Annotated in this window: 29 protein-coding genes; 8 read left to right on the forward strand and 21 right to left on the reverse strand. The window is 70.0% G+C overall.

Annotation, left to right across the window (positions count from 1 at the left end):
• Window positions 1-166: 166 nt before the first annotated feature.
• From AC0KXF_RS02935 to AC0KXF_RS02970, 8 genes are all read right to left on the reverse strand, one after another.
• Window positions 167-943: an enoyl-CoA hydratase gene (locus tag AC0KXF_RS02935; RefSeq protein ID WP_473107768.1), complete on the reverse strand. Its 777-nt coding sequence runs from the start codon at window positions 941-943 to the stop codon at window positions 167-169.
• Between the two features lie 71 nt (window positions 944-1,014).
• Window positions 1,015-2,202: a bifunctional 2-methylcitrate synthase/citrate synthase gene (locus AC0KXF_RS02940; protein ID WP_473107769.1), complete on the reverse strand. Its 1,188-nt coding sequence runs from the start codon at window positions 2,200-2,202 to the stop codon at window positions 1,015-1,017.
• A gap of 102 nt (window positions 2,203-2,304) precedes the next feature.
• Window positions 2,305-3,204, reverse strand: coding sequence for a methylisocitrate lyase (gene prpB, locus AC0KXF_RS02945; protein WP_473107770.1), 900 nt, complete (start codon window positions 3,202-3,204; stop codon window positions 2,305-2,307).
• Window positions 3,204-4,742 (reverse strand): MmgE/PrpD family protein, encoded by a 1,539-nt coding sequence (locus AC0KXF_RS02950; RefSeq protein WP_473107771.1) that lies wholly within the window; start codon window positions 4,740-4,742, stop codon window positions 3,204-3,206. The genes prpB and AC0KXF_RS02950 overlap by 1 nt, the downstream gene beginning before the upstream one ends.
• Window positions 4,739-5,392 (reverse strand): GntR family transcriptional regulator, encoded by a 654-nt coding sequence (locus AC0KXF_RS02955; protein ID WP_473107894.1) that lies wholly within the window; start codon window positions 5,390-5,392, stop codon window positions 4,739-4,741. The genes AC0KXF_RS02950 and AC0KXF_RS02955 overlap by 4 nt, the downstream gene beginning before the upstream one ends.
• A 125-nt stretch (window positions 5,393-5,517) precedes the next feature.
• The gene (locus AC0KXF_RS02960; protein WP_473107772.1) at window positions 5,518-7,413 is read right to left on the reverse strand and encodes a YhgE/Pip family protein; all 1,896 of its coding nucleotides are present in this window, start codon (window positions 7,411-7,413) and stop codon (window positions 5,518-5,520) included.
• Window positions 7,410-8,057, reverse strand: a complete 648-nt coding sequence (locus tag AC0KXF_RS02965; RefSeq protein ID WP_473107773.1) for a hypothetical protein — start codon at window positions 8,055-8,057, stop codon at window positions 7,410-7,412. Before AC0KXF_RS02965 ends, AC0KXF_RS02960 begins: the two co-directional genes overlap by 4 nt.
• A gap of 141 nt (window positions 8,058-8,198) precedes the next feature.
• Window positions 8,199-9,125: a VOC family protein gene (locus tag AC0KXF_RS02970; protein ID WP_473107774.1), complete on the reverse strand. Its 927-nt coding sequence runs from the start codon at window positions 9,123-9,125 to the stop codon at window positions 8,199-8,201.
• Between the two features lie 293 nt (window positions 9,126-9,418).
• Between AC0KXF_RS02970 and AC0KXF_RS02975 the strand changes: the two genes are divergently transcribed.
• Window positions 9,419-9,835: a hypothetical protein gene (locus AC0KXF_RS02975; RefSeq protein ID WP_473107775.1), complete on the forward strand. Its 417-nt coding sequence runs from the start codon at window positions 9,419-9,421 to the stop codon at window positions 9,833-9,835.
• A gap of 37 nt (window positions 9,836-9,872) precedes the next feature.
• Here AC0KXF_RS02975 and pheT read toward each other — a convergent pair whose 3' ends face one another.
• Together pheT and pheS are read right to left on the reverse strand one after the other, a co-directional pair.
• Window positions 9,873-12,524: a phenylalanine--tRNA ligase subunit beta gene (gene pheT, locus AC0KXF_RS02980; RefSeq protein WP_473107776.1), complete on the reverse strand. Its 2,652-nt coding sequence runs from the start codon at window positions 12,522-12,524 to the stop codon at window positions 9,873-9,875.
• A complete protein-coding gene (gene pheS / locus AC0KXF_RS02985; RefSeq protein ID WP_473107777.1) occupies window positions 12,524-13,612 on the reverse strand; it encodes a phenylalanine--tRNA ligase subunit alpha in 1,089 nt (362 codons plus the stop codon). Before pheS ends, pheT begins: the two co-directional genes overlap by 1 nt.
• A gap of 106 nt (window positions 13,613-13,718) precedes the next feature.
• Between pheS and AC0KXF_RS02990 the strand changes: the two genes are divergently transcribed.
• The 4 genes from AC0KXF_RS02990 (at window position 13,719) to AC0KXF_RS03005 (ending at window position 17,082) form a co-directional block, all read left to right on the forward strand.
• A complete protein-coding gene (locus AC0KXF_RS02990) occupies window positions 13,719-14,417 on the forward strand; it encodes a hypothetical protein (RefSeq protein WP_473107778.1) in 699 nt (232 codons plus the stop codon).
• 112 nt (window positions 14,418-14,529) lie between these two features.
• Window positions 14,530-15,210, forward strand: coding sequence for a copper resistance CopC family protein (locus AC0KXF_RS02995; RefSeq protein ID WP_473107779.1), 681 nt, complete (start codon window positions 14,530-14,532; stop codon window positions 15,208-15,210).
• A complete protein-coding gene (locus tag AC0KXF_RS03000) occupies window positions 15,207-15,785 on the forward strand; it encodes a copper chaperone PCu(A)C (protein WP_473107780.1) in 579 nt (192 codons plus the stop codon). The genes AC0KXF_RS02995 and AC0KXF_RS03000 overlap by 4 nt, the downstream gene beginning before the upstream one ends.
• Window positions 15,772-17,082 carry a Dyp-type peroxidase gene (locus tag AC0KXF_RS03005; RefSeq protein ID WP_473107781.1) on the forward strand — a complete coding sequence of 437 codons (1,311 nt, stop codon included), beginning with the start codon at window positions 15,772-15,774 and terminating at the stop codon, window positions 17,080-17,082. Before AC0KXF_RS03000 ends, AC0KXF_RS03005 begins: the two co-directional genes overlap by 14 nt.
• Before the next feature lie 8 nt (window positions 17,083-17,090).
• Here AC0KXF_RS03005 and AC0KXF_RS03010 read toward each other — a convergent pair whose 3' ends face one another.
• The 5 genes from AC0KXF_RS03010 to infC all read right to left on the reverse strand — a co-directional run bounded on the left by AC0KXF_RS03010 (window position 17,091) and on the right by infC (window position 19,659).
• Window positions 17,091-17,240: a hypothetical protein gene (locus tag AC0KXF_RS03010; protein WP_473107782.1), complete on the reverse strand. Its 150-nt coding sequence runs from the start codon at window positions 17,238-17,240 to the stop codon at window positions 17,091-17,093.
• 210 nt (window positions 17,241-17,450) lie between these two features.
• The gene (locus AC0KXF_RS03015; RefSeq protein ID WP_473107783.1) at window positions 17,451-18,260 is read right to left on the reverse strand and encodes a TrmH family RNA methyltransferase; all 810 of its coding nucleotides are present in this window, start codon (window positions 18,258-18,260) and stop codon (window positions 17,451-17,453) included.
• Between the two features lie 134 nt (window positions 18,261-18,394).
• On the reverse strand, window positions 18,395-18,778 hold the full coding sequence (rplT, locus tag AC0KXF_RS03020) for a 50S ribosomal protein L20 (protein ID WP_223044377.1): 384 nt from the start codon (window positions 18,776-18,778) through the stop codon (window positions 18,395-18,397).
• A 44-nt stretch (window positions 18,779-18,822) separates the two neighbouring features.
• The gene (rpmI, locus tag AC0KXF_RS03025; protein WP_010156662.1) at window positions 18,823-19,017 is read right to left on the reverse strand and encodes a 50S ribosomal protein L35; all 195 of its coding nucleotides are present in this window, start codon (window positions 19,015-19,017) and stop codon (window positions 18,823-18,825) included.
• A 78-nt stretch (window positions 19,018-19,095) separates the two neighbouring features.
• Window positions 19,096-19,659 carry a translation initiation factor IF-3 gene (infC, locus tag AC0KXF_RS03030; RefSeq protein ID WP_394358269.1) on the reverse strand — a complete coding sequence of 188 codons (564 nt, stop codon included), beginning with the start codon at window positions 19,657-19,659 and terminating at the stop codon, window positions 19,096-19,098.
• Between the two features lie 277 nt (window positions 19,660-19,936).
• On the opposite strand from infC, the gene AC0KXF_RS03035 reads away from it, so the two are divergent.
• The 3 genes from AC0KXF_RS03035 to AC0KXF_RS03045 are packed head-to-tail and all read left to right on the forward strand — an operon-like array spanning window position 19,937 to window position 21,346.
• Window positions 19,937-20,314 (forward strand): DUF1844 domain-containing protein, encoded by a 378-nt coding sequence (locus AC0KXF_RS03035; protein ID WP_473107784.1) that lies wholly within the window; start codon window positions 19,937-19,939, stop codon window positions 20,312-20,314.
• Window positions 20,315-20,319: 5 nt separating this feature from the next.
• Window positions 20,320-21,021: an AzlC family ABC transporter permease gene (locus AC0KXF_RS03040; RefSeq protein ID WP_473107785.1), complete on the forward strand. Its 702-nt coding sequence runs from the start codon at window positions 20,320-20,322 to the stop codon at window positions 21,019-21,021.
• Complete coding sequence (locus AC0KXF_RS03045; protein ID WP_473107786.1) at window positions 21,014-21,346, forward strand: AzlD domain-containing protein; 333 nt, start codon at window positions 21,014-21,016, stop codon at window positions 21,344-21,346. Before AC0KXF_RS03040 ends, AC0KXF_RS03045 begins: the two co-directional genes overlap by 8 nt.
• Window positions 21,347-21,394: 48 nt before the next feature.
• Here AC0KXF_RS03045 and AC0KXF_RS03050 read toward each other — a convergent pair whose 3' ends face one another.
• From AC0KXF_RS03050 to hisB, 6 genes are all read right to left on the reverse strand, one after another.
• The gene (locus tag AC0KXF_RS03050) at window positions 21,395-21,568 is read right to left on the reverse strand and encodes a methionine/alanine import family NSS transporter small subunit (RefSeq protein ID WP_473107787.1); all 174 of its coding nucleotides are present in this window, start codon (window positions 21,566-21,568) and stop codon (window positions 21,395-21,397) included.
• Complete coding sequence (locus AC0KXF_RS03055) at window positions 21,565-23,178, reverse strand: sodium-dependent transporter (RefSeq protein ID WP_473107788.1); 1,614 nt, start codon at window positions 23,176-23,178, stop codon at window positions 21,565-21,567. The genes AC0KXF_RS03050 and AC0KXF_RS03055 overlap by 4 nt, the downstream gene beginning before the upstream one ends.
• 126 nt (window positions 23,179-23,304) lie before the next feature.
• Complete coding sequence (locus AC0KXF_RS03060; protein WP_473107789.1) at window positions 23,305-24,180, reverse strand: SseB family protein; 876 nt, start codon at window positions 24,178-24,180, stop codon at window positions 23,305-23,307.
• Between the two features lie 25 nt (window positions 24,181-24,205).
• Window positions 24,206-24,952, reverse strand: a complete 747-nt coding sequence (gene priA / locus AC0KXF_RS03065; protein ID WP_473107790.1) for a bifunctional 1-(5-phosphoribosyl)-5-((5-phosphoribosylamino)methylideneamino)imidazole-4-carboxamide isomerase/phosphoribosylanthranilate isomerase PriA — start codon at window positions 24,950-24,952, stop codon at window positions 24,206-24,208.
• Between the two features lie 26 nt (window positions 24,953-24,978).
• On the reverse strand, window positions 24,979-25,656 hold the full coding sequence (gene hisH / locus AC0KXF_RS03070; RefSeq protein ID WP_473107791.1) for an imidazole glycerol phosphate synthase subunit HisH: 678 nt from the start codon (window positions 25,654-25,656) through the stop codon (window positions 24,979-24,981).
• Window positions 25,653-26,261, reverse strand: coding sequence for an imidazoleglycerol-phosphate dehydratase HisB (hisB, locus tag AC0KXF_RS03075; RefSeq protein ID WP_473107792.1), 609 nt, complete (start codon window positions 26,259-26,261; stop codon window positions 25,653-25,655). The genes hisH and hisB overlap by 4 nt, the downstream gene beginning before the upstream one ends.
• Window positions 26,262-26,264: the final 3 nt, after the last annotated feature.

A 26,264-nucleotide genomic window follows, 5' to 3' on the forward strand; every position in this document is an offset into this window, starting at 1 on the left:
CGTCACCCGTCTATTCTGGCACCTGCCGCGGGCTCGCGCGTTCCCCTCAGGGTCGCACCGAGCACGGTGCTTTCAGCGAGAACGATTGTTTCAGAGGCGCGAGAAGCGTCGGTCTCGCCGAAACAGTCGTTCTCGGCGGCGGCGCGCCGGGGGCCGGGCGCGCGCCTCACCGGTGCTTGAACTCGGGCGAGCGCTTCTCGGCGAAGGCGCGCATGCCCTCCTTCTGGTCTTCTGTGGCGAACGCTGCGGCGAAGGCCTGCCGCTCGAACCGCAGTCCCTCCGCGAGCGGCGTCTCCTGCGCGGCCTGCAGCGCCTCCTTGGCGGCGTACACCGCGGGCAGCGATTTCGAGGCGATCACCTCGGCCGTCTTCCCCGCCTCGTCGAGCAGGTCCGCAGCCGGGACCACCCGCGAGACGAGGCCGCTCCGCTCAGCCTCCTCGGCGCCCATCATGCGCCCCGTGAGCACCATCTCGGCGGCCTTGTACTTGCCGATCGCGCGGGGCAGGCGCTGCGAGCCGCCGAAGCCGGGCAGGATCCCGAGGTTGATCTCGGGCTGCCCGAACTTCGCGGTGTCGGCCGCGATGATGATGTCGCACATCATCGCGAGCTCGCAGCCGCCGCCGAGCGCGAAGCCGGCCACCGCGGCGATGACGGGCGTGCGCATGCGCTCGAACCCGCCCCACCCCGGGAACGGGCCGCCGAGGTGCATCTCGGCGTACCCGTGATCGACCATCTCCTTGATGTCCGCGCCGGCGGCGAAGGCCTTCTCCGACCCCGTGATGACGATGGCACCGATGCCGGGGTCGGCGTCGAAGCCGAGCGCAGCGTCGATGAGCTCGCGCACCAGCGTCGAGTTCAGGGCGTTCAGCGCCTCGGGCCGGTTCAGGGTGACGGTCGCCACGCGGCCCCGCGTCTCGGTCAGGATGGTGGTGTACTCGGTCATTGCTGCTCCTCGATCGGCGGGTGCGGATCCGGATCCCGCATCGGATCCGCACCCCACGTTACCGCGGGCGCTCAGCCCGCCTCGGCCTCCCTCTCCGCCGCCGCGATCTCTTCCGCGGTGGGGACGTAGCCCTCGATATGGCGTTCCTCCGCACCGTTGTAGGCGGAGAGCGGGCGGATCAGCGCGTTCGAGGCGGCCTGCTCCATGATGTGCGCGGTCCAGCCCGTCACGCGCGACGCGATGAACAGCGGCGTGAAGGTGAGGGTGTCGAAGCCGATGAGGTTGTACGCCGGCCCCGACGGGTAGTCGAGGTTCGGGTAGATGCCCTTGCGCGAGACGAACTCGTTCTCGAGCGTCGCGTACAGCTCGGCCACGTCGGGCCGGTCGTAGTGCTCGACGAGCGTGTCGAGCGCCGCCTTCATCGTCGGCACGCGCGAGTCGCCCTTCTTGTACACGCGGTGGCCGAACCCCATGATCTTGCGCTTCTCCGCGAGCGCCTTGTCGAGCCAGGGGACGACGTTCGCCGCGGAGCCGATCTCGGCGAAGATGTGCATCACGGCCTCGTTGGCGCCGCCGTGCAGCGGCCCCTTGAGCGCGCCGATCGCCGCGACGACCGCCGAGTAGAGGTCGGAGAGCGTCGAGGTCACCACGCGGGCCGTGAATGTCGAAGCGTTGAAGGAGTGCTCCGCGTAGAGCGTCATCGAGCGGTTGAAGGCGTCGACGACGACGGGATCCGGATCCTCCCCGAACGTCATCCACAGGAAGTTGGCCGCGTAGTCGAGGTCGTCGCGAGGCTCGACGAGCTCCTCACCGCGGCGGCGGCGCTGCCCGTAAGCCACGATCGCCGGCAGCGCGGCGTAGAGGCGGATCGAGCGGTCGAGGTTCTGCTCCGGGCTACCGGAGGCGTCGAGCACCGAGCCGCCGCCCGCGGTATCCGAGGCGCCGATCACGCTCACGGCCGTGCGCACCTCGTCCATCGGGTGCGCCTCGAGCGGCAGTAGATCGATCGCGGCCCTCACGTTGTCTGCGAGCGCCCGGTGCTCGCGCTCACGCGCGCGCAGCTCGGCCAGTTGCTGCTCGGTGGGCAGCTCGCCGTGCCAGAGCAGGTAGGCCACGGCCTCGAACGGCTGCGTCGCGGCGAGCTCCTGCACGGGGTACCCGCGGTAGAGCAGGCTGTTGGTCTCGGGGTTGACCTTCGAGACCGCGGTGTAGTCCACGACGACTCCGGCGAGCCCCTTCTTGATCTCGGTTTCCGTCATATTCGCTCCCTTGCTGGCGACGATTGCTGCGATGATACGGCCCCCGGCTCCGATTGGGCGAGACGGAACCGAGGGCCGGGTCCGGTGGCCCGTCGTCGGGCGCTAGCGCTCGACGGTGAAATTGAAGACGCTCGTGTCGAAGTGGTTGTACTCCTCGTAATCGACCAGCTCGTAGAGATCGGCGCGATGCTGCATCTCGTCGAGCTTCGAGGTGAGGTGCCCCTCCTCGTTCAGCGTATCGAGCGCGCGGCCCGTCGCCCCCATCGCGATGCGCAGCATCGAGACCGGCCAGATCACGATGTTCACCCCGATGTCCGCGAGCTGCTGCGACGAGAAGAGATCGCTCTTGCCGAACTCCGTCATGTTCGCGAGGATCGGCACGTCGAGCGCCTTCCGCATCGCCTCGAACTCCTCGAGAGTGCGCATGGCCTCCGGGAAGATCGCATCGGCGCCGGCGTCGACGAGGGCCTTCGCCCGGTCGACCGCGGCGTCGAGCCCCTCGGCGGCGCGGATATCGGTGCGCGCCATGACGAGGAAGTTCGGATCGCGGCGGGCGTCCACCGCGGCACGGATGCGCTTGGCGGCGGTGGCCTCGTCGACGACCGACTTGTTGTCGAGGTGGCCGCAGCGCTTCGGGTTGACCTGGTCCTCGATGTGGGTGCCCGCGAGGCCCGCGTCCTCGAGCGTCTGGATGGTGCGCGCCACGTTCATGGGCTCGCCGAACCCGGTGTCGGCGTCGATGATCGCGGGCAGGTCGGTCATGCGGGCGATCTGCTCACCGCGCCCGGCGACCTCGGTGAGGGTCGTGAGGCCGATGTCGGGCAGCCCCAGGTCGGCCGAGAGCACGGCACCCGAGATGTAGACGCCGTCGAAGCCCTTGCGCTCGATGAGCCGCGCCGAGAGCGGGTTGAACGCGCCGGGGAAGCGCAGCAGTTCGCCGCTCGCGAGGCGATCGCGGAAGAGCCGGCGCTTCTCGGCCGGAGTGGTCTTGGAGTACAGCATCAGAACAGTCCCTTCGGAGCGGCCGCCAGGTCGATGACGCCCGGCGCGGCGACGATGTTCAGCTCGCGCACCTCGTCGGCGGTGAGCTCGGGCAGGCGCTGCACGAGTTCGAGGAAGCGCTCGATCTCGGCCTCCTCGAGCACGGGCTCGGCGAGGATGCGGAACTTGCGGATGTAGTTCTCGCGGGCGAAGGGCCGAGCGCCGAGCGGGTGGGCGTCGGCGACGGCGATCTCGTCGACGATCTTCTCGCCGTTCGCGAGCTCGATCTCGACCCGGCCGCCGAAGGCCTTCTCGTCGGGATCCTCCGAGTGGTAGCGACGCGTCCACTCGGCGTCCTCGGCCGTCGTGATCTTGTTCCACAGCTCGACGGTGTCGGCGCGGCCGGCGCGCTCGGGCGCGTAGGAGTCGACGTGGTGCCAGCCGCCGTCCTGCAACGCGACCGCGAAGATGTACGGGATCGAGTGGTCGAGCGTCTCGCGCGACGCCTTCGGGTCGTACTTCTGCGGGTCGTTGGCGCCCGAGCCGATCACGTAGTGGGTGTGGTGGCTCGTGTGCAGCACGATCGCCTTGACGTTCGCGGGATCGGCCAGTTCGGGGCGCTCCCCGTGCAGCTTGCGGGCCAGATCGATCCACGCCTGGGCCTGGTACTCGGCCGAGTGCTCCTTGGTGTAGCTGTCGAGGATCGCGCGCTTGGGCTCTCCCGGAGCGGGCAGCGGCACGTCGTACGACGCGTCGGGGCCGTCGAGCATCCAGGCGATCACGCCGTCCTCGCCCTCGTAGATGGGGCTCGGCGAGGTCTGGCCGCGCATCGCGCGGTCCACGGCCTCGACGGCCATCTTGCCGGCGAACGCGGGGGCGTGCGCCTTCCAGGTCGAGATCTCGCCCTTGCGGCTCTGGCGGGTCGCCGTGGTGGTGTGGAGCCCCTGCCCGACGGCCTGGTAGATCGTCTCGGCGTCGAGGCCGAGCAGGGTGCCGATGCCGGCGGCCGCCGACGGGCCGATGTGGGCGACGTGGTCGATCTTGTGCTTGTGCAGGCAGATGGAGCGGACGAGATCCATCTGGATCTCGTAGCCCGTCGCGATGCCGCGCACGAGCGCCGCCCCGTCCTTGCCTGCGTGCTGGGCGACGGCGAGGATCGGCGGGATATTGTCGCCGGGGTGCGAGTACTCGGCCGCGAGGAAGGTGTCGTGGTAGTCGAGCTCGCGCACGGCGACGCCGTTGGCCCAGGCCGCCCACTCGGGGCTGGATTTCTCAGCCCGGTCCCCCGTGCTCGGGAGGCCGAAGATCGCGGATCCCTGACCGCCCTTGGAGACCGAGTGCGAGAGGGCCTGAGCGCGAGCGGCGACGATCGGGCCGCGGTTCAGGGACGCCGCGGCGACCGACGCGTTGTCGATGATCCGGTTGATGATCATGTCGACGACCTCGGGCTCGACCTCGACGGGGTCGACGGCGACCTCCGCGATCTTCCAGGCGAGCTGCTGCTCGCGCGGGAGATCTTCTTCGCTCTTGTACACGCGGACGTGATGGGTGACGGTCATTGCGGTCCTTCCTGGGAGGGCTTGCCGATCGAGCTCAGGATCGAGCTGAGGGCGTTGTGGAGGTGCACGTGAGTGGCGTGCGCGGCCAGTTCGGCATCGCCCCGGGCGATCGCATCGGCGATCAGAGCGTGCTCGGAGACCGAGGCGGCGAGACGGTCGCGGTTGTCTCGGGCGATGCGGCGCGCACGGGCGAGGTGGGTGCGCACCGTGCGCAGGGCGCTGATGAGGTAGGCGTTATCGACCGCCGTGTCGATCTCCGTGTCGAAGCGGGCGATGAGCCCGTAGTAGTCGTCGGCCGCGACCTCCCCCGATTCAGGATGGGCGGCGGCGAAGTCCGCGGCGAGCGCCGCGAAGACCGCGGGATCGCCGCGTCGCGCCGCCAGCCGTGCCGCCGTCTCCTCGAGCGCGCGCCGTGCCTCGAAGAGCTCGCGGATATCGTCGGCGTCGAAACCGGTGACCACGAGCACCCGGGGGGACTGCTGTCGGACGAGACCGTCTGCCGACAAGCGACCGATCGCCTCGCGCATCGGGGTGCGGCTGACCCCGAGCCGCTCGGCCTGCTCGACCTCTCCGATCACGGAGCCGGGAGGCAGCGCGCCGCTCTGAATATCCTCCAGCAGGGCCGCGTAGGCCCGGTCACTGGCGCGGATCGGCTGCACACTCACATGGCTAGCGTATACACAAAATGGATAGTTATGCAAACATCTCGGCATTCACCGGCATTTATGTATACATAAGCCAAGGCGCGGTCAGAATGACGGATCCTCCGGACCCCCTACCCGATGAGGCTGGGCTGCAGGTCCCGCAGCGTGCGCGAGCGCATCATCCGCGCCACACCGAGCGCCGCGAGCAGCACCGCCGCCACCAGGAAGAGCGCGAGCTTCACCGCGTCGACCCCCGCGTGACCGAGGTCGCCGCCGTACATCAGCTGCCGCAACCCGTCCACCGCGAACGACATCGGCAGGTAGTGGTGCAGCGCCGCGAGCGGCGCTGGCAGCGTCTGCCACGGGAAGGTGCCTCCGGCGGTCACGAGCTGCACGACCATGAGCACGAGCCCGAGGAACTGGCCCACGCTGCCGAGCCACACGTTGAGCGCCAGGATGATCGCGGCGAAGGTCGCGGAGGCGAGCGCCATGAGCCCGTAGGCCGGCAGAGGGTGCGTGACCTGGAACCCGAGCGACCCTGCCACGATCCCGAACAGGGCCAGCATCTGCACCGCTCCGAGCAGAGCGGGCGTCGCCCAACCCGCGACCGCGACTCGCACGGGCGCGTGCAGCGCCGTCACCGCGCGCCTCGACACGGGCTTCAGAATCAGGAAGAGCGCGTAGATGCCGATCCAGGCGGCGAGGCTGACGAAGAAGGGGGCGAGCCCCGCGCCGTAGGTCCCTGCGGAGGTCACCTTCTCGGTGCGCAGATCGACGGGATCCGAGATGTTCGCCGCCTGACGGCCGCGCAGCTCGTCGCTGCTGTCGGGGATCCGTTCGACGCCCTCAGCGAGCCCGTCGCGCAACTGCTCGGTGCCGGCCACCAGAGGTGCCAGCCCGTCGTCGAGGGCGTGAGCCCCCGTGGCGAGATCACCGAGACCGGCATCGAGCTGCGTCGCGCCGTCGGCGGCGGTTGCGATACCGGCGGCCAGCTGCGGACTCGCGGCGGCGAGCGCCCGCGACCCGTCCGCGACCTGACGCGCGCCGGAGGCGAGTGTGTCGAGCTGCGCGCTCGTGCTCTGCACGCGACTGTTCGCGTCGTCGAGCGCACCGCCGACGCCGTCCAGCCGATCCGCTACCGCGGACACCACCTCGGGGGCCACTCCGGCCGCGGTGAGGTCGTTCAGAATCGCGTCCCTGTCGGAGCTGAGCCGGTCGCGCGCCTGCTGGCTCGCCCCCGCCACTTCGCGTCCGAGCTGCGCGACCTGTTCGTTGCCCGCGGCCACCTGGGCGGCGCCGCCGGCGAGCTGCTCGGTTTGGGAGGGCAGCTGGGCCGTCGCGTCTCGCAGCGTCGCGAGACCTCCCGAGAGCTCGGTCGAGCCCGCGTGAGCCTGGTTGGCCCCGAGCGCCAGCTGATGCGCTCCGTCCTGCGCCTGCCCGGCTCCGTCGACCAGCTTCGAGGCGCCGTCGCGGGCCTGCACCGTGGAGGTCCGGATCTCCGCGATACCGTCGAGCATCGCGCGCGCCGCCTCCTTGTTCACCGAGCGTACGACCTGCTCGCGGATCTGCTTCACCGCCTGCTCGCCGATGGTCGAGGCGAGATAACTGTTGGCGTCGTTGGTGGTGAGGAGCACCTCTGCGCGGTGCGGATCGTCGCCGCGGGAGGATTCGAGCGCCTCGGTGAAGTTCTTCGGAAGCGTGACCGAGAAGTCGTAGGCGCCGTCTTCGACGCCGCGCTCGGCGTCTCGGGCCGAGACCCGGTTCCAGTCGAAGCTGCCGTCTTCGATGAGGTTCTTCGCGACCTCGTCACCGATGGAACGGCGGGCGTCGCCGTGCTGCACGCCCTCGTCGGCCACGACGAGGGCGACCGGCACCTGATCGAGCTTGGCGTAGGGATCCTGATTCGCCCACAGATAGAGGCCGCCGTAGAGCAGAGGCACGCACATCAGGGCGACGAAGGCGAGGCGGGCCATGGGCGTCGCCCACAGCCGGGAGAACTCGGACCGGATCATCTGCAGGATCTTCACGAGAGCTCCTCCCCCTGTGCGTGCGCGGGGTGCTCGGCGTCGAGCCTCGCCACCTCCCCGGTGCCCCACCCGCCGGGAGCGGCTGCGATGGCGGCTCTGGCCGCGAGGCCCGCGATCACCAGGATCGCAGCGCCCCGGTCGGCGAGCTCGCACGCGATCTCCCACCACTCAGCGGGATCGCCGCCGTGCCTGTCGGGTGAGACGAGCACGAGCCCCTCCGTCCCGGGACGCTCGAGCGCGAGCTCGCACAGCGCACGCACGCGCGCTCCGGGTTCGAGATCCGCCATCGGTGTGCGAGCCCGCTCGGCGATGTCCAACCGCTCCAGCTCGCGCCGCACCGAGACCGGACCGCGGGAGCGCCCCGCGAACATCAGCTCCTCCGCGACGACATCTGCGAGGCGCACGTCGCCGTGCGGCTCGCTCACATCGGGTGCGTCGACGAGCGCGAGCCGCCGCCGCAGCGCACGCGCGTCGGGTACGCCGTCGATCGTCACCTCTCCCGTGTCGGGCCGCATGCGGCCCGTGACGATGAGACCGAGCACTGTCGGCCGCTGCGCCGTCTCGACACCGGCGAACACCGCGGTGCCCGACGAGAGGTGCACGCTGGTCGCCGGGAGCGCTCGCCCTCCGGGACCCTTACTCACCGAACTGGCACGCACCCGCACTCGACTCCCCCTTCGCCTTCATCACGGCCGCGACCCGCAGCGGCCGCGCTCTTCAGCACCCCGCTCGTCCCCGCCCAGTGGGGTGGGCACGTATGCCGCCCCCACGCGTTCCCTGACCGATCAGAAGTCGTCGATGACGATCTTCTTCATCTTCATCATGTTCGCGTAGGCATTCGGCCGCGCCATCAGTTCGCCCATATTCGCCGGGACGATCTGCCAGCTGACGCCGAAGCGATCCGCCAACCACCCGCACTGCTCGGCCTCCGGAACCGCTGAGAGGGCAACCCACAGCTTATCGATCTCGGCCTGATCGGCGCACTGCACCTCGAGCGAGATACCGCAGGTGAAGGAGAAGGACTGCTCCACGCCGGAATCCATGACCGCGAACCACTGCTCGCCGATCCTGAATTCGCCGAACATCAGCGCGTCCGGCGTCGCCGGCCCGGTCTGCACCCCGTATGGGAAACGCGCCCCGGGCTCGGCGTCTTCGAACACCGAAGTGTAAAAATCGATGGCCTCTCCGGCACGATTCTGCGCCGCCCCGCCGAACATCAGGGACGGCACGATGAACGGTCTCGGGTCGCCCTTGGGGTCGGTGAGCATGAGCTGCCAGCTCACGCCGAAGCGATCCTGCACCCAACCGTAGCGCCTGCTGAAGGGGTACTCGCCGAGCGCCATGAGCTCGGTGCCGCCGTCGGAGAGGCCGCGCCACAGCAGGTCGAGACGCGCCCGCGCCGCTTCCTCACCGCCCTCGAACATGAGGGGATCGAAGTTGATCATGAACGAGATCGAGGGGTTCGGAGAGAACTCGTCGCCCGCGTTGATGAGCGTGAACCTCGTCGAGTCGACTCCCCTCGGGTCGGGGATCTGCACCGTCACGGTGAGCGGCTCGCCGGCGAGTTCTCTCTGGAAGTCGAGCAGACCCTCGCTCGGATACCGCGCCTCGACGATGGAACTCGCGCCGGGAAAGACCTCGGCGTAGTAGGCTCCCGCCTGCTCCGCGTTGCCTCGGCACCAGACGTTGGGGATGATCTTCTGCACTGACATGGCCGCCTCCTCAGGGGTGATGGTCTCAGTATCCTCGCGACCACCGACACGCACAACGGCGCCGGCCCTCCTCGCGGTCTTCCTTCCCAGAGGAACCCGAGGGCTGCGTCCCCACCTGCCGCCGGTGTAGACCTCCCGTACCGATGTAGATCTCTGACACAGTGCGAGAGATCTACATCGGTGCGAGAGGTCTACAGTGGCGAACGGCCCGTCTGCCCCGGGTGGGAGGTCCTCTCGTAGCATGACCCTGAGCCTCGATGCAGGAGCGCGGAGAGCCCTGAGAGGATCAGTCCATGACCTCCACGGTTCGCTCCATCCAGGCCGCGCTCTCGGTAATCGGCGCGATCGGAGCAGCGACGCTGCTTTCCGGCTGCACGAACACGGAGCAGTACTGCACCGCCGTGGGACATCCCCAGACACTCCTCATCGCCGTCGAGGGCGATGAGGCCGCGAGCAACCCGGTGACGCAATTGCTGGTCTGCGGTCGGGCCGGCTGCGACGTTCAGTCAGTCGAAGCCGCCCATGTCGAGGGTGACGACACACGCTGGACGGCTCCGCTCTCATACCTCGAAGAGCCCCTGCGCGTTCGAGCCCTCGACGCGGACGGCGAGATCAAGGCCGAGATCAGGGTCACACCGGTGTGGCAGCGCACCGGAGGCACCGAGGAGTGCGGTGGCCCCTCGACAGCCGAGGTCGCCGTTCGGCTGTAGCCAGGGCCCTGCCGGGCCGCTCCGCGACCGGCCCCCTCTACTCCCGCAGCTTCGCGCCGAACGCGAGCTCTGCCGCCGCCACACCGGCGAGTTTCGCCTCGCTCGCCTCCTCGGCCTTGAGCGTACGATCCGGTGCGCGGAAGCGGAGCGCGAACGTGACCGCCTTCTGTCCCTCTTCGATGCCCGTTCCGCGGTAGTCGTCGACCACTCGCGCGTCCTCGAGCAGATCGCCGGCGCCGGCGACCACGACCGCGAGCAGGTCGCCGGCCGGCACCTCCTCGCCGATCACGAGGGTGAGATCCTGCGTGGCCGCGGGGTAGGTCGAGAGCGGAGAGGTCTCCGGCTCGCGCGGGGCCAGATCGATGATGCGCCCGAGATCGAGCTCGAAGGCCGCCACTCGACCGGGCAGGTGGTACTCGGCGACGAGCTCAGGCAGCAGCTCGCCTGCCACGCCGACGACCTCGAGGCCGCCCTCGTTGCCGTCGGTGTCATCCGCGACGCGGATCGCGAGCTCGGCCGTGCGGCCGGGGTGGAAGGCCCGGTGCGAACCCTGCGAGACGACCAGCTCGGCCGAGACCGCTGCGGCGACCGTGCGTGCCGCGTCGAGGGCATCCGCCCAGTCGTAGGCCCGCGCCGTCTCGCCCGGCTGCTTCGCGACGGCATCGCCGAGCAGCAGTCCCGCCGAGCGGCGCGGCTGCTGCGGGATGGAGGCGTCCAGCTCCGCGAGCACCTCGTCGGAGGGACGCTCGGCGAGAGGCGGCACCGCATCGGTGCCGAGAGCGGCGCCGGCGGCGGTCGCCTGCTCCGAGCTCGTCGGAGGCTCGAAGACCGAGCCGAACTCGACCAGTGCCAGGTCGGTCATGCCGCGCGACACGTTGCGCTGCGCCGCCGTCACGAGGCCGGGCAGCAGCGAGCGGCGCAGGAACGGCGCCTCGCCGTCGAGCGGGTTCGCGAGGCGCACCGCATCGATCTTCGGCGAGCGCTTCGCCCCGGCGGCGACAGCGTCGGGCTCGGCAGCGGCGGCCTCCGCTCCGGCGCCGAACGCGTCGAGCTGGGCGCGGGAGACGAACGGATAGCTCTGCACCTCGTCGAGGCCCGCGGCGGTTGCCACGTTGGCGGCGCGGCGGCGCAGGCGCTGCTCGCGGGTGAGACCGCGACCGGCCGGGGCGACGGGCAGCTGCGAGGGGATGCGGTCGTATCCGACGATGCGCGCGACCTCCTCGATCAGGTCGGCCGGGCGGGTGAGATCGGAGCGCCAGCTGGGCGGCGTGACGAAGAGCAGATCCGGATCGCCGGCGGTTCCGAGCGAGATCGTGCAGCCGATCATCTCGATGGCGCCGCGGATCTCCTCGTCGCTGTAATCGGTGCCGAGCAGCGCGTTCACCCGCGACGTGTGCAGGCGCACCACGGGAGCCTGCCAGTCGGGCACGATATCGCTGCCGAGTTCGTCGGCCGTGCCGCCCGCGAGCTCGACCAGCAGGTCGACCATGCGCTGCGCTGCGGCGCGAGCGACGAGCGGATCCACACCGCGCTCGAAGCGCTTCGAGGCCTCGCTCGGCAGCTTGTGACGGCGTGCCGTGCGGGCGACCGACACCGGGTCGAACGTCGCCGCCTCGATGAGCACGTCGGTCGTGCTCTCGTCGGCCTTGGTCGACTCGCCGCCCATCACGCCGGCGAGCCCGATGGGGCCCGAATCGTCGGTGATCAGCAGGTCCTCGGGGTGCAGCTTGCGCTCCTGGCCGTCGAGGGTGACGAGCGTCTCCCCCTCGACCGCGCGGCGCACGGTGATGCCGCCCTGCAGCTTAGCGAGGTCGTAGGCGTGCAGCGGGTTGCCGAGCTCGAGCATGACGTAGTTCGAGATGTCGACCTCGAGCGACAGCGAGCGGATGCCCGCGAGCTGCAGACGGGCCACCATCCACGCGGGCGTGGGGCGGGACTGGTCGATCCCGCGCACGACGCGGGTCACGAAACCGGTCGCGCCGACCCGACCGCGGATCGGGGCCTCATCGGAGATCGTGACCGGGAAGCCCGACGCCGCAGCGGGTTCGCGGGAGAAGGCCGGATCCGAGAACTCGGCCCCGGTCGAGTGGGCGTACTCGCGAGCGACCCCGCGGATCGAGAAGGCGTACCCGCGATCCGGGGTCACGTTGATCTCGACGGCGGTCTGGTCCAGCCCCAGCAGCGCCTTTGCGTCGCTGCCGACCTCGAGCTCGGGCGAGTCGGGATCGAACCCGAGCCTCGAGAGCACGATGATGCCGTCATGGTCCTCGCCGAGCGAGAGCTCTCGCGCCGAAGCGATCATGCCGTCGGAGACGTGGCCGTACGTCTTGCGCGCGGCGATCTCGAAGCCGCCGGGCAGGACGGCACCGGGAAGGGTCACCACGACCTTGTCGCCGGCGTCGAAGTTGTGGGCGCCGCAGACGATCCCGCGCACGTCCTCGCCGCCGTCGGCGGCGCGCTCGCCCGGCAGCGCGACCCGCACCTGGCACCAGTTGACGGTCTTGCCGTTCGAATGCTCCTCGGGCTCGCGCGAGAGCACCTCGCCGACGACCACGGGGCCGGTCACATCGAAGCGGCGGATCGACTCCTCCTCGAAGCCGACGCGCACCAGGTCGGCGTGCACCTGCTCGGGGGTCGCATCGGACGGCAGCGAGACGAACTCGCCGAGCCAGCTGAGTGGAACGCGCATTAGACCAGTCCTCCGAACTGACGGTTGAATCTCACATCGCCCTCGACCATGTCGCGCATGTCATTGAGGTCGTTGCGGAACTGCAGGGTGCGCTCGATCCCCATGCCGAACGCGAAGCCCTGGTACTCATCGGGGTCGATCCCGGCCGCGAGCAGCACGTTGGGGTCGACCATGCCGCAACCGCCCCACTCGACCCAGCGAGCGCCGCCCTTGGCATTGGGCTGCCACACGTCCATCTCGGCCGAGGGCTCGGTGAACGGGAAGAAGTTGGGGCGCAGACGGATCTTCGCCTCGGCGCCGAACATCTGCCGGGCGAAGTGCTCGAGGGTGCCGCGCAGGTGCGCCATCGTGAGCCCGCGGTCGATTGCGAGGCCCTCGATCTGCTGGAAGACCGGGGTGTGCGTGGCGTCGAGCTCGTCGGTGCGGTAGACCCGACCGGGAGCGACGACGTAGACGGGCAGCTCGCGCTCGAGGAGGGCGCGGATCTGCACGGGCGAGGTGTGGGTGCGCAGCAGCAGGTGCCGGTCGGCCGGCTCGACGAAGAAGGTGTCCTGCATGGCGCGGGCGGGGTGGTCGGGATCGAAGCCGAGCGCGTCGAAGTTGAACCACTCGTGCTCGATCTCGGGCCCCTCCGCGATCTCCCAGCCCATGCCGATGAAGATGTCTGAGGCCTCGTCCTGCAGCTGGGCGAGCGGGTGACGCGTGCCCGTACTGCGCCGCACGGGGGCCGCGGTGACGTCGACGGTCTCGGCTGCGAGCCTCTCGGCGGCCTCCTGCTCGGCGAGCTCGGCCTCGCGCCCCTTGTAGGCACCCTCGATGCGACCTCGGGCCTGACCCATCAGTTTGCCGGTCGCGGCCTTCTCGTCCTTGGGCACCTGGCGCATGAGCGCGTTGAGCCTGGCGATCGCCGAGGCCTCGCCGGAGTGCTCGGTGCGGGCCGCCTTGAGCTCGGCGAGGGAGCCGACCGCGGCGAAAGCGGCGAGCGCCGCGTCGACGGCGGCGTCGGCCGCCTGCTGGGTGATCGGGTTGGCGGACTCGGGCTGCTGGGCCCCGCCCGCCGCTGCGGGGTTCGTTTCACTCGCTGACACGAGGCACCATTCTACCGGTTCGCCGAGCCGCCGCTCCCACTCGGACGGCGTCGCGCCCGGCCCCCTGCCGAGTCCGCCTCCAGCGTCGGGAGGTAGACTGGCCGTCATGCAGGGAACGCGGCCGATCGAGCGCGCCCATCGAGACGTCTCGATGGCTCGCGCCCGAACAGGCCGCACGGGATCGGCGGAATCGCGCCGCTCCCCCATGAGTCGGAGCACGCGCACCGCGCGCGGAGCAGCAGGGTCTCTCGCGGCGACGCTCCTCGCCGCCGCGTCCCACGGGATCGCGGGCGGCGCGATCACCTGGCCCGCCGTGGCCGTGACGGCGATCCTCGCCCTTCCCCTCTGCACCGCCCTCGCCGGTCGCGTCGCCTCCCTCTGGCGACTCGCGACGGCGGTCGGGATCGCCCAGTTCCTCTATCACTGGATCTTCGCGGGCGTCGACCTCGTCAGCGCCGACCCGCAGGGCCCGCCCGCTCCGGCGCACGCGGCCCACCTCGCGGCGCTGCAGGGCTTCGCGCCGGACCTCGCCTCGGCGGCGTCGGCCGACACTGCGATGTGGATCGGCCACGCGGTCGCCGCTGTGCTCACCGTCGCGCTGCTGCACCGCGGCGAGCGCGCCTACCTCGCCCTCGCCCACCTCGTGCGCCGCGCGCTGCCGTGGGCGCGTCCTCGGCCCGTCCCGGTGTCGTCACGGCGCCCCGCGATCCGCCCCCTCGTCTTCCGCGCCCCGCTGCGCGCGCGTTTCCTCGCCCGCTCGGCGATCAGTCACCGCGGGCCTCCCGCGGCGTCTTTCTCCGCATAGGGATCGCGCCTCACGGCGCCTCCCCTCCCTCACCGCAGTTCGCCCGGATCACCCGCCGCGCACCGAATGCGCGCGCTCGAACGTGCACCGGGCCGCACGAGAAAGACCACTGATGCACCTCACTACGAATCCCACCCATCGACGCTTCGCCCCGAAGCGCAGCCGTATCGCCGCCCTCGCCCTCGCCGCCCTTGCGACGCTCGGGCTGTCCCTCGGCGTCGCCTCCCCCGCCCTCGCCCACGACGAGCTCGTCGATCGCAGCGTCGTCGCCGACGCGCAGACCGGCTCGGCAGACGCGATCCGCCTCTCCTTCAACAACAGCATCATCGAGGTCGGCACCGAGATCGTCGTCACCTCGACCGACGGCGCCGACGTCACCGACGGCGCCCCGGAGGTCTCGGGCCCCGACGTCACTCAGCCGCTGACCTCGGATCTGCCCGAGGGCGACTACGACATCGCCTGGCGTGTGGTGTCGAGCGATGGCCACCCGATCGAGGGCGGCTTCGTACTGCAGCTCGGCGCGCCCGGACCGACCCAGGCCGAAGACGCCGCGATCGTCGAGACCGACGGTTCTGCCGATCCGGTCGCCGGTGCCGACTCCGACGTCGACTCCGACGCAGACGACGGCAGAGCCGATGAAACGGCCACTGAGGAAACCTCTTCCGCCGCCGGGGGCGCCTGGACCGCGATCCTCATCGGCGCCGGTGGCGTCGCCGTGGTCCTCGCGGCGCTGGCCCTCATGGCCCGCAAGCGCCGCGCACTCGGAACCGACTCGGAGGGGGACGCACGATGAACCGCAAGCGATCCGCCCTCGCCCTCGCGCCGCTCGCCGCCCTCGCCCTGACCGCCCCGCTGCTCGCGGGGTGCTCGACGGGTGCCGCCGAGGATGCCTCCAGCGGCTCTCCCGCGCCCGGCGCGGTCCAAACCGACGGCGCGTCGAGTATCGCGCTCGCCGACGGCTGGGCCAAGGCCGGCGACACCGGGGGCATGACCGGCGTCTTCGGCAGCCTCGAGAACCACGGTGACGAGGATCGCGTGATCGTGTCGGTCGAGAGCGAGGCCGCCGGCAGCGCCGAACTGCACGAGGTGACCTCCTCCGGCGTGATGCAGGAGATCCCGGGCGAGGTCGTCGTGCCCGCCGGCGGTTCCATCGAGTTCTCGCCCGGCGCCGACCACATCATGCTCATGGACCTCGTGCACGAACTGCTCGCGGGCGACGAGGTGCCGATCACGGTCGCGTTCGATGACGGCAGCGAGGCGTCCTTCTCGGTGCTCGTGAAGGACTACGCCGGCGCCAACGAGAACTACGGCGATCAGGATCCCGGCGAGCACGGTGCCGGCGAGCACGCCGATCATGGCGGGCACTGAGCGGGAGCCGCGCACCGCACCCGCCGAATCCGACGCCGCGCCGAAGCTCGGCCGCCGCGCGCTGCTCACGGGCGGCGCGCTGGGGGCCGGGCTCGGCGCGGTGCTGGGCGCGGGCGGTGCGCTCGGGATCGGGGCCGCCCGGCGTGCAGCCGATCCGCCTCCCCCGGGCACCGCGGCCGCTGCCGAGACGGAGCCGTCGCTCGGCACCGGCGGCGAGCTGCCCGGCTTCGGGGGCGAATCCCTCCCCTGCCACGGTCCGCACCAGGCCGGGATCGTCACCGCTCCGGCCGCGCATACGCTGTATGCGGCGTACCGCCTGCTCGCCGACACCGACGCGGATGCGCTGCGGCGCATGTTCCGAGTGCTCACGGGAGACATCGAGGGGCTCACCTCGGGCGGGGCTCCGCTCGCCGATCCCGAGCCCGAGCTCGCGGCCCGACCCGCCAGGCTCACCGTGACCGTCGGAGTCGGCCCCGACCTCGTCGGGCGCGCGGGCGCCTCGCGCCCCGCCTGGCTCGCCCCGCTGCCCGCGTTCACCCGCGATCGGCTGAGCGGAGACTTCGACGGCGGCGACCTGCTGATCATCGTCGAGTCCGACGACCTGATCCCGATCTCGCACGCCGCGCGCATGCTCGACCGAGATCTGGCCGGTTTCGTCGAGCCGCTGTGGCGGCAGCGCGGCTTCCGACGGGCGCGCGGTTCGGAGGGCGACGGCACGACCATGCGCAATCTCATGGGTCAGGTCGACGGCACGGTGAACCCGTCGCCCGCCGAGCCCGACTTCGATGCGCTGGTGTGGCTCGGGTCGGAGGCCGGCTGGCTGGCGGGAGGCAGCGCACTCGTGCTGCGACGCATCCGCATGGAGCTCGATACCTGGGACGAGGTGGATCGGCCCGGCCGCGAGCAGGCGGTCGGTCGCAGGCTCACCGACGGGGCACCGCTGTCGGCACCACCGCCCTCGGGTGACGGCGGTGAGCACACCCCGGCCGATTTCGAGGCGAGGGACGCGCGCGGGCTCAGCGTGATACCCATGGCGGCGCACATCCGGCGCGCGCACTCGACCGACCCTGCCGAGCGGATCTTCCGCCGCGCGGCCAACTACGACGACGGGAGCGAGGCCGGCCTGCTGTTCGCGTGCTACCAGCGCGACCCGCTCGCGCAGTTCGTGCCGATCCAGCGGCGTCTCGACGAGGCCGATCTGCTCAATGAGTGGGTCACCCACGTGGGATCGGCGGTGTTCGCAATCCTGCCGGGTTTCCAGCCCGGCGAGAGGATCGGCGCGAGCCTGCTCCCCTAGCCTCGACGCTACTGCGCGGGGAGCGCGGTGATCGGCTGCGTCGCATACGCGAGATAACCGCAGGCGGTCACCGCGATCCCGGCTGCGAGCAGGCAGGCCGCGATCAGCGCGGTCGGGAGGAGTACGGCGGGCCGGTGCAGGAGCTGAACGAGCTTCATGCTCCCATCGTCGCGAAAGGGCGTTCGACGCGCATCGGCCCCGGGTACCCTCCACGTGGTACCACGGCATCATCCCCGGGCTCGCGTCTCCCGGCCAGCGAGCCGTGTGCGGCACCGCAGCTCGCGGCGAAACGCTTCGCGTTTCGCTCTATGCTCGCCTGCCGCCGTGTGCGGCACCGCAGCTCGCGGCGAAACGCTTCGCGTTTCGCTCTATGCTCGCTGCGCAAACGCCGTGGCGTAGAGGAGCACGCTTGCCGCGGTGGCGAGGTTCAGCGATTCGGCCGCGCCGTAGATCGGGAGCTTGAGCGAGCGGTCGGTCAGAGCACGATCCGCCTCGCTCAAACCGCGCGCCTCATTGCCGAACACCCAGGCGACCCGGCCAGCAAGCGTCCCCTCGGCCTGCGCGACCGGCAGTTCGTCGCCGCGCACGTCGGCCGCCAGCGTCGTGAGGCCTGCGGTACTCGCCGCGCCGACCGCCGCCGCCAGGGTCGGTACCACGACCACTGGCAAGTGGAAGAGCGATCCCGTGGTCGACCGCACGACCTTCGGATGGAACGGGTCGATGCTCTCACCCGCGAAGATCACGGCATCGGCCCCGGCCGCATCCGCCGCACGCAGCACCGTCCCCGCATTGCCGGGATCCCGAACCTCGTGCAGAATCGCCACGAGCCGCGCAGCCTGCAGCGCCTCGGCGAGATCCGCCTCCTGGACGCGCGCGACGGCGACCACACCCTGCGGGTTCACCGTCTCGCCGAGCGCCGCGATGACCTCTTCAGTGGCCCGCTCGATTCGCACTCCGGCGTCGGAGGCGAGTCGGTCGACCTCGTGCTGCCAGGGCTCGTTGCCCATCGAGGCGTATACGACCTCGGCGAGCTCGGGCCGGTGCGCAAGCAGCTCGCGCACCGACTGCGGACCCTCGACCAGGAAACGGCCCTGCTCCTGCCGCTCCTTCTTCCGGGCGAGAGCAGCGGCGCGCCTGACACGGGGAGCCTTGGGGTTGCTGAGGATCGCATCGTTCACCCGTCCACACTACCCGCCCGCCGCCTGCCGGGCTTCGGCAGGGCGTCGGCACGGCCTCGGTACGTCCTCCGCAGAAACAGCAGCACCCCGTCACCGTTACCGGTGACGGGGTGCTGCTCGAAAGAGCAAAGTGCTTACGCTGCCTTCGGAGCCGAGGTGTCCTCGGGGAGGGCGTTCTTCGCAACCTCGACCAGCGCGGTGAACGCGGCGGGCTCGTTCACGGCGAGCTCGGCGAGCATGCGGCGGTCGACCTCGACACCGGCCAGAGCAAGACCCTGGATGAAGCGGTTGTAGGTGAGGCCGTTGGCGCGCGATGCAGCGTTGATGCGCTGGATCCAGAGGCGACGGAAATCGCCCTTCTTCTTGCGACGGTCGTTGTACGCGTAGACGAGGGAGTGGGTGACCTGCTCCTTGGCCTTGCGGTACAGGCGCGAACGCTGCCCGCGGTAGCCCTCGGCGCGCTCGAGGATGACGCGACGCTTCTTGTGGGCGTTGACGGCCCGCTTGACTCTAGCCATTTCTATTCTTCCTTACGAAAAGTCTGGGGTGTTGACGGGCCGGATCAGTGGCCGAGGAGCTTCATCGCCTGCTTGGCGTCGCCCTTGGCGAGCACCTGCTCGGCGTTCAGACGGCGCTTGCGCTTCGAGGCCTTGACCTCGAGGTTGTGGCGCATGCCGGCCTGCTGCTTCATCAGCTTGCCGGAGCCGGTGAGCTTGAAGCGCTTCTTGGCCCCCGAGTGGGTCTTCTGCTTGGGCATCGATTTCTCCTTGTTGTGTGCGCGCCGTGAACGGCTGCATATTGCACGGGGCAGCTGCGCGAGGCAGTGCGCCGTAGATTACTCGCCGGCGGGGGCGGAGCCTGCCGCCTTGTCCGCCTTGCGGCTGGCCTTCTCCTCGGCGCGACGAGCGTTCAGCTCGGCCTTCGCCTCGGACTTGTTCTTGATCGGCGAGATCACCATCACCATGTTGCGACCGTCGATCCGGGGACGCGACTCCACGGTGCCGAACTCCGCGATGTCCTCGGCGAACTGCTGCAGCAGACGCACACCCATCTCGGGACGCGACTGCTCGCGGCCGCGGAACAGGATCATCGCCTTCACCTTGTCGCCCTGCGACAGGAAGCCGATCGCACGCTTCGTCTTGGTCTCGTAGTCGTGCTTGTCGATCTTCAGGCGGAACCGAACCTCCTTGAGGATCGTGTTCGCCTGATTACGACGGGCTTCCTTCTGCTTCTGAGCCGCCTCGTACTTGAACTTGCCGAAGTCCATGATCTTCGCCACGGGAGGCTTCGAGTTCGGGGCGACCTCAACGAGATCGAGATCGGCGTCGGCCGCCAGGCGCAGCGCAGTCTCGATCGGGACGACCCCGACCTGCTCGCCACTGGGTCCTACCAGTCGCACCTCGGGGACGCGGATTCTGTCATTCGTACGGGGATCGCTGATCGCCGGCTCCTCTGATCTCAAGTGATGGGCGCTTCTGATCGAAGCGACGGAGAGAGATCAGGGCCGCGCACGCGCCGCCCGCACCCTTATGAGCTGCCGCGAACGGCGGGGTGCCAACTACCCGGTAACCTTGAATGCGGTGCCGGGTGGGAGAATCTCCTCTTCCGCATCTCGGCATGTTGCCGAGAACCACAGGCAAGTTTAGCACAGATATCCCCCAGACAGTCAGGACAGCATGAGCGAGAACCCGCAGCACGACGCATCGATCCACGAGTCGGAGGCGCTGGCCGCGACTCAGGCGGCTCGAGACATCGCCGAGGTGCCGGCCGTCGAGGTCATCACCGCGGCGGCGGTGAACCTGCTCAGCGCAGCCGCGATCAAGTGCGGCCTCGCCGACGATCCCGAGAACGAGACCGACCTCGACGAGGCCCGCAAGCTCATCAACGCCCTCGCCGGGCTCATCACCGCCGGCGCGCCCGAGATCAGCGACTCCCACGCCCGCCCCCTGCGCGACGGACTGCGCTCGGTGCAGCTGGCGTTCCGCGAGGCCTCGGCGATCCCCGACGCCCCGGGTGCCGGCCCCGGGGAGAAGTACACGGGTTCGGTGATCTGACCCCGGTGACGACGGCGGAGGCGCGGAAGGGGCTCGTAGACTCGCTCGGCGTCGGGCTGGGGATCTTCCCGCTCGGCGTGGCTCTCGGGCTGCTCGTGGTGCAGGCGGGGCTCCCCTGGTGGCTCGCACCTGCGCTCTCGATCGGCATCTTCGCGGGCTCCGTCGAACTGCTCATGGTGAGCATGCTCGCTACGGCGACCCCGCTGATCACCATCGCGGCCACGGTCTTCGCCCTGAACTTCAGGCACGTCTTCTACGCCTTCTCCTTCCCGCTGGCTCGGGTGCGGAGCGGGCTGCCGCGCGCCTACTCGGTGTACGCGCTCATCGATGAGGCCTACGCGACCTACGCGCTCATGCCGCAATCGAGCCTCACCTCGACGCGTATCGTCACCGGCCAGCTGGCCATGCAGGGCTACTGGGTCGCGGGCGGACTCGTCGGCGTCGCGATCGCAAACGCTCTGCCCGAGCCCGTGGAGGGCTTCGAGTTCGCCCTCTACGCCCTCTTCATCGTGATGACCCTCGACGCGGCCCGGAGCCGCAGGGAGATCCCGTCGATCGTGCTGGCCGGCCTCTCCGTGACCGCGGCGATCCTCATCGCCCCGAGCTCCGCACTGCTCGTCGCGCTCATCATCTTCACCGCGCTGCTCGTCGCGCGGCACCTGCTCGTCCGACGCACCGCAGCAGCGACGGGAGACGACGATGACTGACATAACCGTCTGGTACCTGATCTCCGCGATCGCGATCGGCGGTATCATCACCCTCGGCCTGCGCGCGATCCCGTTCGCGGTACTCAAACCGCTGCGCAAGTCGAAACTCGTACAGCGGCTCGGCAGCTGGATGCCCGCCGGCCTGCTGCTGATCCTGGTCGTCGTCGTGCTGCGAGAGGAGATCATCGCCCGCCCTGGCGAGCTGTGGGCGATCGCGGCAGCTTCCGCGGTGACCGTGGTCGTGCACTTGCTCGGCAAGCGGCGCGCGCTGCTCAGCATCGCGGCGGGTACCGCCTGCTACGTGCTGCTGCTCAACATGTTCTGAGCGGCACCAGCCGTCGTTTCCTTCGACAGGCTCATGAGACGAGCAGGCTCACGTGTCCCGGATCGGAGGCAGGTCGTAGACCTCCTCGGAGGCGGGATCGTCTCCGCCCGCCGGATAGTGCACGATCTCGGGACGGCGACCCAGGAAGATCGCGCTGACGACGAGACCTCCCCAGACCACCACGGCGGAGAGCACCAGGAATACGATCGCGATGGGGGTCATCGCGCACCTCCCTCGATATCGGCGGGTCGACCGGACCGGACCGTCTCGGACGCCGCCGGCTTCCCGGAGGAATCGAGCGGCGGCCACGGCGTGAATCGATCCGGTGCGAACTTCCACGGCAGCGCCGTGAGCACGACGGATCCGACGATCATGACGAGCACCGATCCCCAGCCCACGATCAGCAGGTAGGTCGTGTCATAGCCCCCGTAGGGGTTGTTGATCAGGTCGATGACCGTGGCGACGAGCATGTAGCCGAGCACCACCGGGCCGAGCACCGAGACGAGGAACAACCAGGTGCGCCCGACCTTGAAGGTCGACAGGGCACTGAGGTGCCCGCTCAGCTCGCGCCCGGCTCGTCTAATCCAGAGCACCGTGATGGTCATCACCACGGCCGAGGCGACGATGCCGATGTTGTTCGCCCAGTTGTCGATCGTGTCGAGCGCCACGAGTCCCGACGTCGTGCCGAAGAGCAGGATCGAGATCACCGCGAGTACGCCGCCGAGGCCGTAGGCCGCCGTCTTGCGGCCGATCCCGAACTTGTCGATCACACCGGCGAAGACGACCTCGAGGATCGAAATGAGCGAGGTGAGCGCCGCGAGCGTGAGCGACCCGAAGAACAGCGCCCCGAAGAACGGCCCGCCCGGCATCTCGGCGACGATCGCCGGGAAGGTCATAAACGCAAGCCCGACTCCGGTCAGACCCTCGAGCTCGTCGATGCCGATGCCCTGCTGGAAAGCGAAGAACCCGAGCGTTGCGAACACCCCGATGCCCGCGAGGATCTCGAACGACGAGTTCGCGAAGGCGACGACGAGGCCGGGCGTCGTCATGTTCGAGCGGCGCTTGCGGTAGGAGGCGTAGGTCATCATGATGCCGAAGGCCACCGACAGCGAGAAGAATATCTGGCTGTACGCGGCGACCCAGACCCCGGGATCGGCGAGCGCCCCGAAATCGGGCGTGAAGAGCGCATTGAGCCCTTCAGCGGCTCCCGGCAGGAACAGGGCGCGGATCACCAGGGCGAGGAAGCCCACGATGAGCAGCGGGATCGCGATCATGTTGATGCGCTGCACGCCGTTCACCACACCCGCGCCCAGCACGACGAGGGTGATCACCCACATCAGCACCAGCGGGATGAGCACGCCCGGCACGAAGTCCATCGTGAATGGCGCATCCGAGAGCTGCAGGTACTCGCCGACGAAGAACCCCGTCGCGTCATCTCGCCACGGCACGTTGAACGAGAACACGAAGTAGCTCGCGGCCCACGCCAGCACCGCGGTGTAGTAGATCGCGATGAACACGCAGATCATCACCTGGAACCACCCGATTCCCTCGCCCATCTTGCCCGCGAGTCTCCGCAATGCGAGCGGTGCGGAGCCCCGGAAGCGGTGCCCGATGGCGTAATCGAGGAAGAGGATCGGAATGCCCGCGGTCAGCAGTGCGACGATGTACGGGATCAGGAAGGCGCCGCCGCCGTTCTCGTAGGCGACGCCCGGGAAGCGCCAGATATTGCCGAGACCCACCGCCGAACCGATGGCGGAGATGATGAAGCCGATCTGGCCCGTCCATTCCGCGCGGGGCTGGGGCGCCGCCATTGTTGACGTGCTCGAAGTCATAAGGGCTTGCTCCTTCGCATTGAGCCGGATGTGTACGAGAGCGTAACAGGTGCCTCGGACATGCACGACCGCATCCGCGGGCGCGTCGCCACCCGCAGAGCAGCGCGGAAGTCGCCGCGGCACCCCTCAGGCGGCGACGGCCCGGATGCGCAGCGAGTCGACCCGCTCGGCGATGAGGTCACTCGCGGCCCACCGCTGCTGCAGCCCGGTGACGACCTCCTGCAGTTCGTCTCTGGCGAGCCCCGACGCGATGCGCAGCACCACGTCGGTCTCGGGGGCGAGCAGCCGAGCTTCGGGATCGCCCGGCACCAGCAGCACCTCGACCACGCGCGGGTCGCGGGCGGTCGATGCTCGGAACGCCTCGATCACCGCAGGATCCGCCCACGCCGGCAGACAGCGCTCCCCCAGCGCCACGGCACGCAGTTGCGTGCGCCGCACACCGAACTCGCGCTCGGGACTGCCGGGGTCCACGATGATCAGGTCGGTCTCCTCTTGAGCCGCGGCGAGCGCGGCCTGCGGCCCGGGCACCGGGATCGGACGGGCATCGGCGTGCCAGGCGCGCATCGCGGTGACGGAGCTGAACACGGGCATCACTCGCCGCCCGTCAGGTGCGGCGATCGTCACGATCGACAGCTCCTGCGATTTCTCGACCGTGCGGCCGTCGGGGGTGATCCCCGTGTCCCCCGCCTCGGCGAGGAGCGGGATCAGCACGCGCACGCGCGAGAGGGCGAGGATCGCGTCGGCGTTCGCCTCCGCGAGCGCGTCGGGATCCGCATCGCCCCGGACCACCGCACCCGCGACCTCGCGCACTGCTGACACGGCCGTGCGCAGCTCATCCGGCGTCTCACCGTCGTCGTCGGCGAAGTCGGTGCCGTGATGCTCGAACGTGCGGCCCTCCCAGGGGAAGCCGGCCGAGTCCGCGGGACCGCCCGCGACGAGGCTCTCCGGAACGCCCGTGGAGCGCGGCGCGTCGCCCGTCGAGGGGAGCTTCTTGATGGCCATGAGCTCGGCCTCCGCCCGGCGGGCTCTAGCGCCCGGCCACGTCGAGAGCCGCGGGAAGCGTGAAGGCGCCGTCGTAGAGCGCCTTGCCGACGATCGCGCCCTCCACGCCGAGGGGCACGATCTCGCGCAGCGCCGCGAGATCGTCGAGGCTCGACACGCCGCCGGACGCGACCACGGGGCGCGAGGCCCGCGCGCAGACCTGCTTCAGCAGCTCGATATTGGGGCCGCGCAGCGTGCCGTCTTTGGTGACGTCGGTCACGACGTAGCGCGCGCAGTCGGCTTCCTCGAGACGCTCGAGCACCGTCCAGAGGTTGCCCCCGTCCTCGGTCCAGCCGCGGGCGGCGAGGGTCTCGCCGCGCACGTCGAGGCCGACGGCGATCTGCTCGCCGTAGCGGGCGATCACCGCCCGGGTCCACTCGGGGTTCTCGAGCGCGGCCGTGCCGAGATTGACCCGGCGCGCGCCCATCTCGAGCGCGGCCTCGAGGCTCTCGTCGTCGCGGATGCCGCCGGAGAACTCGATGTTCACGTCGCCCGCGCGCTTGATGATCTTGCGCGCCACCGCGACGTTGCTGCCGCGGCCGAAGGCTGCATCGAGGTCGACCAGGTGGATCCACTCGGCGCCCTGGTCGATCCAGTCGAGCGCGGCGTCGACCGGGCTGCCGTAGTTCGTCTCGGTTCCGGCTTCGCCCTGCGTGAGGCGGACCGCCTTGCCATCGACCATGTCGATCGCGGGCAGCAGCTGCAGCTTGGGCCCCTGCGCCAGTTCACTCATGCGTACGGTTCTCCTTGATATTCGAATCAGAGGGTCGAGATCCAGTTGCGCAGCAGCTGGATGCCCGCCTCTCCGGACTTCTCGGGGTGGAACTGGGTGGCGCTCAGCGGGCCGTTCTCGACGGCTGCGATGAAACGCTCGCCGTGCTCGGCCCAGGTGACGAGCGGCCGGGTGGCCTCCGTGCGCCCCTCGATGGTCCACTCGGTCGCGGCGTAGCTGTGCACGAAGTAGAAGCGCTCCTCGGCGATGCCGCGGAACAGCACCGAGTTCTCCGGGGCTTCGACCGTGTTCCAGCCCATGTGGGGCAGCACATCGGCTTCGAGCTTGCGCACGGTACCCGGCCATTGCCCGAGCCCCTCGGTCTCGATGCCGCGCTCGACACCGCGCTCGAACATCACTTGCTCGCCGACGCAGATGCCCAGCACCGGCCGCCCCCCTGCGAGTCGACGGTCGATGAGCTCGTCGCCGCGCACCTCGCGCAGCTGCCGCATCACGGCGTCGAACGCCCCCACCCCCGGTACGAGCAGCCCGTCGGCCTCGGCGACCGCGCGCGCGTCGCGGGTCAGCTCGACCTCGGCGCCTGCCTTCGCGAGCGCCTTCACCGCCGAGTGGACGTTGCCGGAGCCGTAGTCGAGCACGACGACGCGTTTCCTGCCGTTCCCCGAGCGTGCCGAGGGACCGGGAGCCGCGACGCCCTGGGTCACAGGGCGCCCTTGGTCGAGGGGATACCGGCGACGAGCGGATCCAATGCCTTCGCCTGACGCAGCGCGCGCGCGAAGGCCTTGAACTCGGCCTCGGCGATGTGGTGCGGATCCCGCCCCTCGACGAGTTTCAGATGCACGGTGAGCCGCGCGTTCAGCACGAGCGCCTCGAAGAAGTGGCGCACCATCGACCCGGTGAAGTGGCCGCCGATGAGGTGGAACTCGTAGCCGGCCGGCTCGCCCGAGTGCACCAGGTACGGACGGCCCGAGATGTCGACCACGGCCTGTGCCAAGGCTTCGTCGAGCGGCACGAGCGCATCGCCGTAGCGGGAGATGCCGCGCTTGTCGCCGAGCGCCTCGAGAAGCGCCTGGCCGAGCAGGATACCCGTGTCCTCGACCGTGTGGTGGACGTCGATGTGCACGTCGCCCTTCGCCCTCACCGTGAGGTCGGTGAGCGAGTGCCGCGCGAGCGCCGTGAGCATGTGGTCGAAGAAGGGCACGCCGGTATCGATGTCGGAGGCGCCGGTGCCGTCGAGGTCGAGGCTCAGGCTGATCTGCGACTCGCTCGTGGAGCGTTCGAGCGAGGCGGTGCGTGCTGCTGCGGTCATGAG

The sequence above is a fragment of the Leucobacter holotrichiae genome, assembly GCF_055791005.1.

Bases quoted from the DNA above. Each gene is read 5' to 3' on its own strand.
- rpmI (WP_010156662.1), bottom strand. From the start codon at position 19,017: ATGCCCAAGCAGAAGACCCACTCGGGGGCCAAGAAGCGCTTCAAGCTC.
- AC0KXF_RS03005 (WP_473107781.1), top strand. From the start codon at position 15,772: ATGGCGGGCACTGAGCGGGAGCCGCGCACCGCACCCGCCGAATCCGAC.
- priA (WP_473107790.1), bottom strand. From the start codon at position 24,952: ATGAGTGAACTGGCGCAGGGGCCCAAGCTGCAGCTGCTGCCCGCGATC.
- AC0KXF_RS02970 (WP_473107774.1), bottom strand. From the start codon at position 9,125: ATGTCAGTGCAGAAGATCATCCCCAACGTCTGGTGCCGAGGCAACGCG.
- pheT (WP_473107776.1), bottom strand. From the start codon at position 12,524: ATGCGCGTTCCACTCAGCTGGCTCGGCGAGTTCGTCTCGCTGCCGTCC.
- AC0KXF_RS02950 (WP_473107771.1), bottom strand. From the start codon at position 4,742: ATGACCGTCACCCATCACGTCCGCGTGTACAAGAGCGAAGAAGATCTC.
- AC0KXF_RS02975 (WP_473107775.1), top strand. From the start codon at position 9,419: ATGACCTCCACGGTTCGCTCCATCCAGGCCGCGCTCTCGGTAATCGGC.
- AC0KXF_RS03035 (WP_473107784.1), top strand. From the start codon at position 19,937: ATGAGCGAGAACCCGCAGCACGACGCATCGATCCACGAGTCGGAGGCG.
- AC0KXF_RS02940 (WP_473107769.1), bottom strand. From the start codon at position 2,202: ATGACGGAAACCGAGATCAAGAAGGGGCTCGCCGGAGTCGTCGTGGAC.
- AC0KXF_RS03045 (WP_473107786.1), top strand. From the start codon at position 21,014: ATGACTGACATAACCGTCTGGTACCTGATCTCCGCGATCGCGATCGGC.
- AC0KXF_RS02990 (WP_473107778.1), top strand. From the start codon at position 13,719: ATGCAGGGAACGCGGCCGATCGAGCGCGCCCATCGAGACGTCTCGATG.
- AC0KXF_RS03050 (WP_473107787.1), bottom strand. From the start codon at position 21,568: ATGACCCCCATCGCGATCGTATTCCTGGTGCTCTCCGCCGTGGTGGTC.
- AC0KXF_RS03000 (WP_473107780.1), top strand. From the start codon at position 15,207: ATGAACCGCAAGCGATCCGCCCTCGCCCTCGCGCCGCTCGCCGCCCTC.
- AC0KXF_RS03010 (WP_473107782.1), bottom strand. From the start codon at position 17,240: ATGAAGCTCGTTCAGCTCCTGCACCGGCCCGCCGTACTCCTCCCGACC.
- AC0KXF_RS02935 (WP_473107768.1), bottom strand. From the start codon at position 943: ATGACCGAGTACACCACCATCCTGACCGAGACGCGGGGCCGCGTGGCG.
- hisB (WP_473107792.1), bottom strand. From the start codon at position 26,261: ATGACCGCAGCAGCACGCACCGCCTCGCTCGAACGCTCCACGAGCGAG.
- AC0KXF_RS03060 (WP_473107789.1), bottom strand. From the start codon at position 24,180: ATGGCCATCAAGAAGCTCCCCTCGACGGGCGACGCGCCGCGCTCCACG.
- prpB (WP_473107770.1), bottom strand. From the start codon at position 3,204: ATGCTGTACTCCAAGACCACTCCGGCCGAGAAGCGCCGGCTCTTCCGC.
- rplT (WP_223044377.1), bottom strand. From the start codon at position 18,778: ATGGCTAGAGTCAAGCGGGCCGTCAACGCCCACAAGAAGCGTCGCGTC.
- AC0KXF_RS03055 (WP_473107788.1), bottom strand. From the start codon at position 23,178: ATGACTTCGAGCACGTCAACAATGGCGGCGCCCCAGCCCCGCGCGGAA.
- AC0KXF_RS02995 (WP_473107779.1), top strand. From the start codon at position 14,530: ATGCACCTCACTACGAATCCCACCCATCGACGCTTCGCCCCGAAGCGC.